General features: G+C 62.7%; 10 protein-coding genes. 8 read left to right on the top strand and 2 right to left on the bottom strand.

The window, feature by feature from the left end:
• Positions 1-226: 226 nt before the first annotated feature.
• From JJJ17_RS00530 to JJJ17_RS00505, 6 genes are all read left to right on the top strand, one after another.
• Complete coding sequence (locus JJJ17_RS00530; protein ID WP_200683001.1) at positions 227-1,003, top strand: enoyl-CoA hydratase; 777 nt, start codon at positions 227-229, stop codon at positions 1,001-1,003.
• A 151-nt stretch (positions 1,004-1,154) separates the two neighbouring features.
• Complete coding sequence (gene rpsT, locus JJJ17_RS00525) at positions 1,155-1,427, top strand: 30S ribosomal protein S20 (RefSeq protein ID WP_200683000.1); 273 nt, start codon at positions 1,155-1,157, stop codon at positions 1,425-1,427.
• 554 nt (positions 1,428-1,981) lie between these two features.
• Complete coding sequence (gene dnaA / locus JJJ17_RS00520) at positions 1,982-3,379, top strand: chromosomal replication initiator protein DnaA (protein ID WP_234463824.1); 1,398 nt, start codon at positions 1,982-1,984, stop codon at positions 3,377-3,379.
• 167 nt (positions 3,380-3,546) lie between these two features.
• Positions 3,547-4,665, top strand: coding sequence for a DNA polymerase III subunit beta (dnaN, locus tag JJJ17_RS00515; RefSeq protein WP_200682996.1), 1,119 nt, complete (start codon positions 3,547-3,549; stop codon positions 4,663-4,665).
• A gap of 248 nt (positions 4,666-4,913) precedes the next feature.
• The gene (gene recF, locus JJJ17_RS00510) at positions 4,914-5,984 is read left to right on the top strand and encodes a DNA replication/repair protein RecF (RefSeq protein WP_200682995.1); all 1,071 of its coding nucleotides are present in this window, start codon (positions 4,914-4,916) and stop codon (positions 5,982-5,984) included.
• Positions 5,981-6,616 carry a LysE family translocator gene (locus JJJ17_RS00505; RefSeq protein WP_200682994.1) on the top strand — a complete coding sequence of 212 codons (636 nt, stop codon included), beginning with the start codon at positions 5,981-5,983 and terminating at the stop codon, positions 6,614-6,616. The genes recF and JJJ17_RS00505 overlap by 4 nt, the downstream gene beginning before the upstream one ends.
• Before the next feature lie 211 nt (positions 6,617-6,827).
• Here the strand turns inward: JJJ17_RS00505 and JJJ17_RS00500 are convergent, their stop codons facing one another.
• Complete coding sequence (locus tag JJJ17_RS00500; protein ID WP_200682992.1) at positions 6,828-8,366, bottom strand: phospholipase D family protein; 1,539 nt, start codon at positions 8,364-8,366, stop codon at positions 6,828-6,830.
• Between the two features lie 166 nt (positions 8,367-8,532).
• Between JJJ17_RS00500 and gyrB the strand changes: the two genes are divergently transcribed.
• Entirely contained in the window at positions 8,533-10,971 is a 2,439-nt protein-coding gene (gene gyrB / locus JJJ17_RS00495) for a DNA topoisomerase (ATP-hydrolyzing) subunit B (protein WP_200682990.1), read from the top strand.
• A 175-nt stretch (positions 10,972-11,146) separates the two neighbouring features.
• Positions 11,147-11,872, top strand: coding sequence for an outer membrane protein (locus JJJ17_RS00490; protein WP_200682989.1), 726 nt, complete (start codon positions 11,147-11,149; stop codon positions 11,870-11,872).
• Positions 11,873-11,923: 51 nt separating this feature from the next.
• Here JJJ17_RS00490 and pdeM read toward each other — a convergent pair whose 3' ends face one another.
• Positions 11,924-12,580: a ligase-associated DNA damage response endonuclease PdeM gene (pdeM, locus tag JJJ17_RS00485; RefSeq protein ID WP_200682988.1), complete on the bottom strand. Its 657-nt coding sequence runs from the start codon at positions 12,578-12,580 to the stop codon at positions 11,924-11,926.
• Positions 12,581-12,757: the final 177 nt, after the last annotated feature.

The following is a 12,757-nucleotide window of genomic DNA, read 5'->3' as shown; positions in this document are numbered from 1 at the left end:
GCGCAGGACGGTGACGAAGTGCCCGTCCGGTGGGGCGGACGTGCACTGCCCGGCGATGCCTGCGGCACCTTGATTCCGGGCGGGCGCTTTACCTTCGGCCCAAACGGCTGCCAGTAGGGGCGTTCGCTGCGGGTCTGGCGCACCCCCCTACTGGCAGCCGCTTGGATTCCCTCGCTCACTGCTGTTAGGTATCGCCCAACAGCTTCTTGCCAGTGAGGACCAGCAAATGGCCTATGAAACCATCATCGTCGAGATCGAAGACGACATCGCCCTGATCCGGCTGAACCGCCCCGAGGCGCTGAACGCGCTGAACGGCACGCTGATCAACGAGCTTTCCTCGGCCCTGACCGAGGCTGACCACAATGACAAGGTGCGCTGCATCATCATCACCGGCAGCGAAAAGGCCTTCGCCGCCGGCGCCGATATCAAAGAGATGTCGCAGAAGAGCTATGTGGACGTTTACACCGAAGACCTGTTCGGCGCCCAGATCGAGGCGATCACCCGCGTCCGCAAACCGATCATCGCGGCGGTCAGCGGCTATGCCCTTGGCGGCGGCTGCGAGCTGGCCATGATGTGCGACTTTATCATTGCCGCCGAAAACGCGAAATTCGGCCAGCCCGAGATCAATCTGGGCGTGGTCGCAGGCATTGGCGGCACCCAGCGCCTGACCCGAATCATCGGCAAATCGAAGGCGATGGACATGAACCTGACCGGCCGCTTCATGGATGCCGCCGAGGCAGAACGCGCAGGGCTGGTCAGCCGCGTCGTGCCGACCGCCAAGCTGATCCCCGAGGCGATGGCCGCCGCCCGCAAGATCGCCGAGAAATCGCAGATCGCCGTCCGCACCGTGAAAGAGGCGGTCAACCGCTCTTACGAGACGACTTTGCGCGAAGGACTGCTGTTCGAACGCCGGGCTTTCCACGCCCTCTTTGCCACCGAAGATCAGAAAGAAGGCATGGCCGCCTTCCTTGAAAAGCGCGAGGCGCAATTCCGCGACCGCTGATTCGGGGTTTCCATTTGGCGATCTTTGGCCTATAGGCCCTCGCTTACATGCGCGTGGGCCCGCTTAGGCAAGAATCATGTCCGTCTTTCCAAGGCGGTCTTATGGGTCTTTTCGTGCAATCGAAACGCAAAAGACCCGATAGGACCAAGACATGGCCAATACCGCCCAATCCAAAAAACGCGCCCGCCAGATCGAGCGCCGCACCGACGTCAACAAAGCCCGTCGTTCGCGCATCCGCACCTTCCTGCGCAAAGTCGAAGAAGCCATTGCCAGCGGCGATGCTGCTGCTGCTGCAGAAGCGCTGAAAAACGCCCAGCCCGAGCTGATGCGCGGTGTGACCAAAGGCGTCGTCCACAAGAACACCGCCTCGCGCAAAGTGTCGCGTCTGGCATCGCGCGTCAAAGCGCTGTCGGCCACGGCCTGATCGGTCGGGCCCAAGCGGCCCTCGACGACCCGAAATATACCGCCCGAAAGGGCTGGCGATTCTGTGCCGGGCGCGATCTTTCAGGTCGCGCCCGGTTTTCTTTACGTCAGCTTGCTCACAAGAATATTTGTTAATTTTCAAGGCATTTTTAATTTTCGCTGTCGAGTCAAAGGCATCGCAGATTCGATTCAGGAAAGGCTCTGTCAAGCGCATAGTTCGGTTGCGCGGCTCTTGCAGAGGTTGCTAGTTTCATCAGGCGATTCACGTCGTGTTGGGGGACGTGCCCGACAAGGTTCGCCGGAAACATCCGGTAATCCGCGATCGGGCCGGGCAAGGAAACAGGGTCAACTCTGTTCAGCCCAGGGATATATTTGGGGGTCGGCTGCCACCGGCGTTCAGGTTGTCCTTGTCTATTGTTCAGTTCGGGCAGTTGCCCCTTCATGTGCTGCGAAAGCAGCGCAGGGGTGTTTTGTTGCCGCTTGGTCCCCAGACGCGTGAATTCTGTTTCGTCGCTTGTCGGCGAAGGCTGGGGACAGAAGGATAGGGCAACGAAGATGGAAAATCTCTGGGGGCAGGCATGTGCGAATTTAAAAAAGAGCATTGGGCCGAATAATTTCAATCACTGGATCAAGCCGTTGCGGCTGAACGAGGTCCAGACCGGAATCGCGCAGTTCGAAAGCCCGACCCGCTTCATCTCGGACTGGGTGAACCGGCACTTCGCCGAAGCCATCGTGACCGAATTGAACCGCCACGGCGCCGAGGTCGAGCGCTTGCGCTTTACCGTCGTGCCCGCCGGGGCCAGCGCACCCCGCAGCGCCGCGCCGCAATCTGCGCGCGCCGCCGCCGCGACTGAGGGGCGCAATGACGATCGCGTGGCAGCCCCCGCCACTGCGCGCATCGCCGCCAAGCCCGAATTGGGTGCGCCGCTTGACCCGCGCTCGACCTTCAGCAATTTCGTCGTCGGCAAGCCGAACGAGCTGGCCCATGCCGCCGCCCGCCGCGTGGCCGAAGGTGGCCCGGTCGGTTTCAACCCGCTGTTTCTGTATGGCGGTGTCGGCCTGGGCAAGACCCACCTGATGCATGCGATTGCGCATGATTATCAGGCCCGTCACCCCGAGTCGCAGGTGATGTATCTGTCGGCCGAACAGTTCATGTATCGCTTTGTGCAGGCCCTGCGCGAAAGCACGATCATGGATTTCAAGGCGATGTTCCGCAATGTGCATCTGCTGATGGTCGATGATGTGCAATTCATCGCCGGCAAGGACAGCACACAGGAAGAATTCTTCCACACATTCAACGCTCTGGTCGATCAGGGCAAGCAGATCGTCATCTCGGCCGACCGCGCCCCCGCCGAGATCAAGGGCCTTGAGGAACGGATCAAATCGCGCCTTTCCTGCGGTCTGATCGTCGATCTGCATCCGACCACCTACGAGCTTCGCCTTGGCATCCTGCAATCCAAGACCGACGCTTTCCGCGCCCAGCAGCCGGATCTGGAGATTGGCGACGGGGTGCTGGAATTCCTTGCGCATCGGATCACCTCGAATGTTCGCGTGCTGGAAGGTGCGCTGCAGCGGCTGTTTGCGCATGCAAGCCTTTTGCGGCGCGAGATCACGCTGGACGTGGCGCAGGAATGTCTGGCCGATATCCTGCGGACCAATGACCGCAAGATCTCGATTGATGAGATCCAGCGGAAGGTGGCCGAACATTACAATATCCGGCTGGCCGACATGATGGGCCCGAAACGCGCCCGCAACGTCGCCCGCCCGCGTCAGATCGCCATGTATCTGTCGAAGCAACTGACCAGCCGCTCGCTGCCGGAAATTGGCCGCCGCTTTGGCGGACGCGATCATACGACGATCATGCACGGCGTTCGCAAAATCGAGGAACTGGTCGGCGAAGATCACGGGCTGGCCGAAGACGTGGCGATGCTGAAGCGGTTGCTGGAAGCCTGATCGCACGCAAAAGCAGCGAGGCAGCGGCCTGCCTGTTCGGGCGGGCCTTTGCTGCCAGAAGGCGCTTGGGTGGCGTGGCACCACGAAAACCTTGTGACCGCTCGCAGGGGCGGTTACAAAATATCCCGACAACGCGGCCCTGACGGCCATAGGGACAGGAAAAACCGATGAAATTCTCGATCGAGCGCGCCGTTCTGGTCAAAGCTGTGGCTCAAGCGCAGTCGGTTGTGGAGCGTCGGAACACGATCCCGATCCTTGCCAACGTGCTGATCGAGGCGACGCCCGACGGTGTCAGCTTCCGCGCCACCGATCTGGATACCGAGGTCGTGGACCGCGCGACCGCACAGGTCGAGCGTCCGGGTTCGACCACCGTCAGCGCCGTGATGTTGAACGAGATCGCCCGCAAGCTGCCCGATGGCGCGCTGGTCAATATCACCTCGGACGATGCTGCCGGACGGCTGACGGTGCAGGCGGGGCGGTCGAATTTCAGCCTTGCGACGCTGCCGCGCGAAGATTTCCCGGTCATGGCCTCGACCGAATACAGCGCGAATTTCACCGCCAGTGCCGGTGTGTTGCGCCGCCTGTTCGACAAGTCGAAATTCGCCATCTCGACCGAGGAAACCCGCTACTATCTGAACGGTGTCTATATGCATGTGGCGCAGTCCGAAGAAGGTCCGGCGCTGCGTTGCGTGGCGACCGACGGTCACCGTCTGGCGCGGATCGATGCGCCGCTGCCCTCTGGTGCCGAGGATATGCCGGGCGTGATCGTGCCACGCAAAACCGTGGCCGAGTTGCGCAAGCTGCTGGATGATGACGAGGCGGACATTGCCGTCTCGGTCAGCGAAACCAAGGTGCGGTTCGCCACGCCGACGCTGACGCTGACCTCGAAAGTGATCGACGGGACGTTCCCCGATTACTCGCGGGTGATCCCCGCCAACAACACCCGCAAGCTGGAAGTGGATGCCAGCGATTTCGCCCGCGCCGTGGACCGTGTGGCCACCGTCAGCAGCGAGCGTTCGCGGGCGGTGAAGCTGTCGCTTGATGCCGACCGGCTGGTGCTGTCGGTCAACGCCCCCGATGCGGGTGCCGCCGAGGAAGAGCTGATCGTGGCCTATGCCGATGAGCCGCTGGATATCGGCTTCAACGCGAAATATTTGCAGGAAATCGCCTCGCAGGTGGATCGCGACAATGCGGTGTTCCTGTTCAACGGTTCGGGCGATGCGGCGCTGATCCGCGAAGGCACCGATCTGAGCGCCGTCTATGTCGTCATGCCGATGCGCGTGTGACGCCGGGGCGGACCCTGTTTCCACGAACTGACGTTTGCCCGCCGAAGCAGAGGGCAGCGCCCGTCCGCCGGATGGGCACAGCAACGGTCGTTCTGATCGCTTTATCGTGCCACCCCGTCGGTCATATCCGTATCGCGAAACCTCACCGAAGTGCCCGTCCGGTGGGGCGGACGGGCACTGCCCGGCGGTGCCCTTCAGGCACCTTGATTCCGGGCGGGCGCTTTAATTTCAGCGGGGAATATTGATCGATGCTGAGCCATCTCTCGCTGGCCCAGTTCAGATCGTGGCCACGGCTGGACCTTTCGGTCGATACCCGGCCCTTGGCGATCTATGGGCCGAACGGGTCCGGCAAGACCAATATTCTGGAAGCGGCCTCGATGCTGGCCCCCGGCCGTGGTCTGCGCGGTGCCGCCGCCCCCGATCAGGCGCGGCAGGGGCGTGATGCCGGTTGGCGGATCAGGGCAGAGGTGGACGGGCGCCCGGTCGAGACTCTGGCGCCTCCTAGCGGGGTGCGCAGCGTCGCGGTGGATGACAAACAGGTGCCGCAGACGGCCTTGGCCCGGTTGATCCGGGTGATCTGGCTGGTCCCGTCGATGGACCGGCTGTGGAGCGATGCGCCGGAAGTCAGGCGGCGATTTCTGGATCGGGTGACGCTGAGCCTCTTTCCCGACCATGCCGATCTGGCGCTGACCTATGACAAGGCGATGCGCGAGCGGAACCGGCTGTTGAAGGATCAGATTGCCGATCCAGGCTGGTATCGCGCGCTTGAGGCGCAGATGGGCGAGGCAGGCGCCGCGCTGACCCGGAACCGGCTGGCGGCGCTTCAGGCGATCATGGCGGCGCAGGATGGCGGCGATTTTCCCGCAGCCCTGCTGGCGCTTCTGCCGGGTGAGGGTCAGGCGGATGATACCGACGCGGCCAGCATCACGGCACGGCTGGGCACGATGCGTCCGCGCGATCTGACGGCGGGGCGGTCGCTGACCGGACCGCACCGGGCCGATCTGGGCGCGACCTGGGGGCCGCAAGAGATGCCCGCCGCCCTGTCCTCGACCGGCGAGCAGAAGGCGCTTTTGCTGTCGCTGATCCTTGCCAATGCACGGGCCTTGTCGGATCAGCCGGTTTTGCTGCTGCTGGATGAGGTTGCGGCGCATCTGGACAGTGACCGGCGCGCGGCATTGTATGACCGCATCGCGGCGCTGCCCGCGCAGACGCTGCTGACCGGCACCGGGCCGGAACTGTTCGAGTCCTTCGGGTCTCGGGCGCGGCGGCTGGCGGTCAGCAAGGCGGACGGGGCATCGAGCGCGGAAGAGATCGGATGACATTGGGGATCGAGGCGGTCTGGCTATATGCCGGGGCAATGGTGGCAATCTGGCTGACGCCGGGGCCGGTCTGGGTGGCGATCATCGCGCGGGGGCTTTCCTCGGGCTGGTCGGGGGTCTGGCCGCTGTCGATTGGTGTGGCAATCGGCGATTTCATCTGGCCGCTGATCGCAATCTTTGGGCTGTCGCTGCTGGTCGGGCAGGCAGGCGAGCTTCTGGAGATCCTGCGCTGGATCGCCGTGGTGGTTTTCATCGGCATGGGGCTGGCCTTGCTATGGCATGCGAACCGCCCGGTCGAACAGGACGGTCGGCTGACGCGGCGCGGCAAATGGGCCGGGTTCTCGGCGGGTTTGCTGGCGATTGTCGGCAATCCCAAGGCGGCTTTGTTCTATGTGGGCGTGCTGCCGGGTTTCTTTCAGGTGCAGACGCTGACCGGCAGCGATGTGCTGGTGATCGCGCTGATGTCGGCGCTGATCCCGGCGGCGCTGAACCTTGGGATGGGCGCGATAATCAGTGCGGCACGGACGCGGCTGGCAACGCCGAAGAATATCCGGCGGATGAATCTGGTGTCGGGATGGCTGCTGATCGTCGTGGGTGTGGTGATCGGGGTCGGGCAGGTGATGGCGGGGTAAATCCGCGTCCGTCGATATGGAGTGCTCGCCCGGAATCAAGTCGCCCTTGGGCGACGCCGGGCAGTGCACAGCCGCCCCCCGGCTGGGCACTTTGTCACCGTTCCGCGCGACAGAAATGGCAGGGGATGCGGCACCATAAAGTGCCAGATACTCCTGTTGTCGTGCCCAACCGCGGCTGTGCCCTGCCCTCTGCTTTGATCCCGACTGGAGCTTACAACAGCCACTCGATCGGCAGCACATTCAGCACATAGACCAGCACCCGGTCCTTGAAGCCCAACCCCGGCTCGTGCTCGAAACGAAGCTCGCCGCCATCCGGGCCGGTCGCATACCAGACCATATTGCCGTCCTCCAGCGCCGGGCGATAGCTGCGCTGCGCCAGCCCTTCCAACGCCAGCCGCCCTTGTTTGGCCATGGACGGGCTGTCGATCAGAAAGCCCATCTCGCAATTCAGCAGCGCCGAGCGCGGGTCGAAATTGAACGAGCCTATGAACACCCGGCTGTCATCGATCGAAAAGGTCTTCGCATGCAGCGACGCCCCCGAAGCGCCCGAGGGGCGCAATTCGTCGCGACCCTGCGGCTGACCCTCAAGCTCTCGCAGCTCGAACAGGGTCACGCCCGCCTCCAGCAGATCGCGGCGGTATTTGACATAGCCCGCGTGAACCATCGGCACATCGGTCGCGAGCCATGAATTCGTCATGATCTCGACCCGATGCCCCTGCCGGGCCAGATCGCTGAAGAACGCCGTCCCGGCCTTTCCGGGCACAAAATAGGCGGACATCATGTCCAGATTGGTCTCGACCCGGCCAAGAATCTCGCCCAGCCGGGCGATCATCAGGCCCGAGCGCTGAACCTGCCCCAGACCCTTCGCCGGATCGTCGGCCACCACCTGCACGTCAGTCCATTCCAGCGGCGCGTTTCCTTGGGCCAATGCGGTCGTGGGCGTCGCATCGTCGGGGCTGAAGCGGGCAGCGTCGGGTTCGGCGCGGATTTCGGCCAGACGCGCCTCGAACGCGGCCATGTCGCCGGGGGTGTCGATCACCCGCTCAAGCTCGATCACCGGGGCGCTGTTCCAGTATTCGTCAAAGATCGCCGCCGTATCGGCAACGACCGCGCCCACGCCCAGCACGTCGAGATCCAGATAGGCGGGCACATCGCCCATGGCGAAATATTCGTCGCCGATATTTCTGCCGCCAACGATCGCCGCCGCGCCGTCCACGATGAAGGCCTTGTTGTGCATCCGCCGGTTCATGCGGATCGGCGACAGCACATAGCCCGCGAATTTCGGGCTGCGGATGGTCGAGGGATTGAACAGCCGCACATCGAAATTCGGCAGATCGTTCATCGTGGCAAGGATCGCATCCAGCCCCTTGATGCCGTTGTCATCGACCAAGAGACGCACCCGCACGCCACGCTCTGCCGCGCGCTTCAGGGCATCCATCAGCAAAATCCCCGAGATATCGTCGTGCCAGATGTAATACATCACATCGACCGAGCGTTCGGCCAATCCGGCAAGCTGCAACCGGCTGTCCAGCGCCATCACCGGATCGCCAAGCGGCAGGACACCGCTTTGACCGGGATGGGCGGCGGCGGCATCGGCGGCGCGGCTGCCATAGGTGGTGGCCGGATCGAAGGGGATCGCGGTCTGGATCTCGCGCCCCTCGGTCGAGGGGACCGGCCAGATCATGCGGGCAGAAAGCCACGCCACGCCAAGCACTAGAACCACCAGAGAAAGCCAGTAAAGCACCCTCATCACCCTCTCCGATCGCCATGCCATTGCCGCCAGATCATGCGATGCATCGCGCAAGGTGATCAAGACACGAGAAAACCCGCCGAACGGGCGGAAAAATCCCCGTCATAACGTGACTTTACCTGCCGGAACGCCTATATCGAAGCGGTATGAACAGGAAGTTTCCCGCATGACCGATACCGCACCGCAGCCCGCAGAATATGGCGCCGATTCCATTAAGGTTCTCAAGGGCCTGGAAGCCGTGCGCAAGCGCCCCGGTATGTATATCGGGGATACCGACGATGGCTCGGGTCTGCATCACATGGTTTATGAGGTCGTCGATAACGGCATCGACGAGGCTTTGGCCGGTCACGCCGACTATGTGAAGGTGAAAATCCACGCCGATAACAGCGTCTCGGTCCGCGATAACGGGCGCGGAATTCCGGTGGACATGCACCCGACCGAAGGCGTCAGCGCTGCCGAGGTCATCATGACCCAACTGCATGCAGGCGGCAAATTCGACCAGAACAGCTACAAGGTTTCGGGCGGTCTGCACGGCGTCGGCGTGTCGGTGGTGAACGCGCTGTCCGACTGGCTGGAGCTGCGCATCTGGCGCAAGGGCAAGGAACATTACGCCCGCTTCGAACATGGCGACACGGTCGAGCATCTGCGCGTCGTGGGCGATGCTGGCGAGGGCGAGACCGGGACCGAGGTGCGCTTTCTCGCCTCGTCCAAGACGCTGCATGAGAACGGGACGTTCAGCAATCTCGACTACGTCTTCAAGACGCTGGAAAACCGGCTGCGGGAACTGGCCTTCCTGAACAGCGGCGTGAAGATCATTCTCGAAGACGAGCGCCCGGCAGAGCCGCTGAAGACCGAGCTTTACTATGACGGCGGCGTGCGGGAATTCGTGAAATATCTGGACCGCTCGAAAACCGCAGTCATGCCCGAGCCGATCTTCATGACCGGCGAGCGCAATGGCATCGGGGTCGAGGTCGCGATGTGGTGGAACGACAGCTACCACGAAACCGTGCTGCCCTTTACCAACAATATCCCGCAGCGCGACGGCGGCACCCACCTTGCGGGCTTCCGCGGCGCACTGACCCGCGTGATCCAGAAATATGCGCAGGACACCGGCATCGCGAAGAAGGAAAAGGTCGATTTCACCGGCGACGACGCGCGCGAGGGGCTGACCTGCGTGCTGTCGGTCAAGGTGCCCGACCCGAAATTCTCCAGCCAGACCAAGGACAAGCTGGTCTCGTCCGAAGTGCGCCCGGCGGTCGAGAACCTTGTCGGTGAGAAATTGTCCGAGTGGTTCGAGGAAAACCCGACCGAGGCGAAGTCCATCGTCGGCAAGATCATCGAGGCCGCTTTGGCACGCGAAGCTGCCCGCAAAGCCCGCGAACTGACCCGCCGCAAGACCGCGATGGACGTGGCCAGCCTGCCCGGCAAACTTGCCGATTGTCAGGAGAAGGACCCGGCCCTGTCCGAGCTTTTCATCGTCGAGGGTGACTCGGCAGGTGGTTCGGCCAAACAGGGTCGGTCGCGCAAAAATCAGGCCGTTCTGCCGTTGCGCGGCAAGATCCTGAACGTGGAACGCGCGCGGTTTGACCGGATGCTGTCGTCAGAGACGGTCGGCACGCTGATCACCGCGCTTGGCACCGGCATCGGGCGGGATGAGTTCGATCTGAACAAACTGCGCTACCACAAGATCGTCATCATGACCGATGCCGATGTGGACGGCGCCCATATCCGCACGCTTTTGCTGACCTTCTTCTTCCGGCAGATGCCGGAACTGATCGAGGCTGGGCATCTCTATATCGCGCAACCGCCGCTGTATAAGGTCGGTCGTGGCCGGTCCGAGGTTTATCTGAAGAACGAGGCCGCGCTGGAGGATTATCTGGTCCAGCAGGGCGTTGACGGGGCGACATTGCGGCTTGGCTCGGGCGAGGAAATCGTCGGGAACGATCTGGCCCGCGTGGTCGAAGAGGCGCGGGTGGCGCGGCGGGTGCTGCGCGCCTATCCGACGCATTATCCGCCCCATATCACCGAACAGGCCGCGATTGCCGGGGCACTGGTTCCGGGCCGGATCGACAGCGAGACGCAGGCTGTGGCGGATGCCGTCGCCGGGCGTCTGGACCTGATCGCCGAGGAATACGAGCGTGGCTGGCAGGGTCGTCCGACGCAGGATGGCGGCATCCGCCTCAGCCGCACCTTCCGTGGCGTCGAAGAGGTTCGGACGCTGGATGGTCAGATGCTGCGCAGCGGGGAAAGCCGCCGTCTGGGTGAGATGACCAAGGCGCTGCAGGATGTCTATGGCAAGACCGCACGTCTGGTTCGCAAGGATCGCGACCAGCCGATCTTCGGGCCGCTTGGGCTGTTGCAGGCGATCTTCCTTGAGGGCGAAAAGGGCCTGTCGCTGCAGCGCTATAAAGGTTTGGGCGAAATGAATCCCGAACAGCTTTGGGAAACGACACTGGACCCGGCAGCGCGGACCATGTTGCAGGTCAGGATCGAAGACGTACCCGAAGCCGAGGATTTGTTTACCAAGCTGATGGGCGATGTCGTGGAACCACGCCGCGAGTTTATTCAGCAGAATGCGCTGAACGTCGAAAATCTGGATATCTAAGCTATTTCATAGCTGTGGCAGAAGTGCCGCGGGGTTCTGATCTTTATAGTCGGTTCCCCGCAGGTATTTCGTGTTTCATTGCTGCAAATGCGCGCCGCGCGTATTTCTGTGGTAATGTTAATGTTTCTTTAATCCGATTCGAGAAACCAGGATCGTCGATCAGATGGAGTTTCAAATGCGCGTCAGAACTTTGTTCGCGGCCAGCACCGCAGCCATTCTTGGCGTTGCCGGTGGTGCTGTCGCAGGCGGTTATACCGCCCCCGTCGAACAGCCGTTGGTGGTTGCACCGCCTGCGCCGGTTGAAACGTATAACTGGACCGGGGGCTATGTCGGTCTGGGGTTGGGCGGTGTTTTCGCCAGTGACGACCGTGTCGGCATTGCCACTCCTGCAGGCAATGTCATCGCTTCGCCGGGTTCGGTCGATCTCAGCGGTATGACCTACGGCATCCATGCCGGTTACCGCTGGCAGTTCGAGATGCGTGGGCGTCAGCTTGTCTGGGGTCCGGAACTGTCTTACGAGGCAAGCAACGCAGATGACAGTTTCGACACCGGTTCTGCCAGCGCCACATCGGAACTGGACAACCTTCTGTCGCTGCGCTTCCGCACGGGTATTCTGAACGCCGCGCAGAACACCATGTTCTACGGCACGATCGGCGCTGCACGGGGTGAGTTCAACTATAAGGTCTCGGGCGCGGGGATGAATTACGACGACAGCTTCAAGGATACCGCCCTGACGGTCGGCCTTGGTGTCGAGCGTAAGCTGAATGAGCGTGTGTCGCTGTTTGGTGAGTGGGAATATCGGCATTTCGACAAGAAAGAACTGGTCGATGCCAATGGCTTCAGCACCGAAGCCACGCCCGAACATCACAGCCTCCGCGTCGGCGTGAACTTCAGCTTCTGAGCCTGTCGCGATTATCGGAAAGGGTCGGCCGCATCCGCGCGCCGGCCCTTTTCATTTGGCGCGTCTGGTCCGCCCAAGCGGCAAAGCCAGCGCCCTTGCGCCGCAGGCCACCGCGATCCCCTGCGGCACCAGTGCTGTCAGCGCCGGATCATCCGCGATCAGCCCGCCGGTATAGGCGCCGAAAGCGGGCAGGATCAGGTGATCCTGTCCGATCAGAAAGCACCGCCTGCGTTCGCCTGCCAGTCGGATACAGGGGTGAAAATGGCCGCTAATGTCCGGCCCCTGCCCCGCCTGATGCCGCAGCACCAGCTCATCCGTCCATTCCGTCACCGTCCGGCCCGGCAAACTGGTCGAGACCGGCGCAGGATCGTGGTTGCCGCTGATCCACAGCCAGTCGCGGCCTTGCGCAAGATCGTGCAGGCGGGCGCGGATATCTTCAGGCAGCGCCTCCACCGCCTTATCGTCATCGAACCCGTCGCCAAGGCTGGTGATGCAGGCCGGATCGGTTGCCGCGATTTCGGCGGCCAGCCGGTCCAGCGTGGCATGCGCCTCATAGGGCGGCAGCAGCGGGCCGCCGCGTCGGGCCATGCGTTCGGATTTTCCAAGATGGAGATCCGCAACGATCAGCCAGCTGCGGGCAGGCCAGTAGAGCGCACCCGAGGCACGCGCCTGCAAAGCCTGACCTGCGAAGGTGAAGTGATGACTCATGCCGCCAGCCCGTCAGAGCAGAGGGCGGGGCACGTCCGCCGGATGGGCACAGCAACAGACGTATTGGGCAGTTTATCGTTCCACTCCGTCGAACACCGCCGTAGCGCGAGACGGTGCCGAAGTGCCCGTCCGGTGGGGCGGACGGGCACTGCCCGGCGATGCCTTTGGCACCTTGAT

It is taken from the genome of Paracoccus caeni (assembly GCF_016629665.1).
GTDB classification, from domain to species: Bacteria; Pseudomonadota; Alphaproteobacteria; order Rhodobacterales; family Rhodobacteraceae; genus Paracoccus; species Paracoccus caeni.
This window is presented reverse-complemented; position numbering and strand designations above follow the sequence as displayed.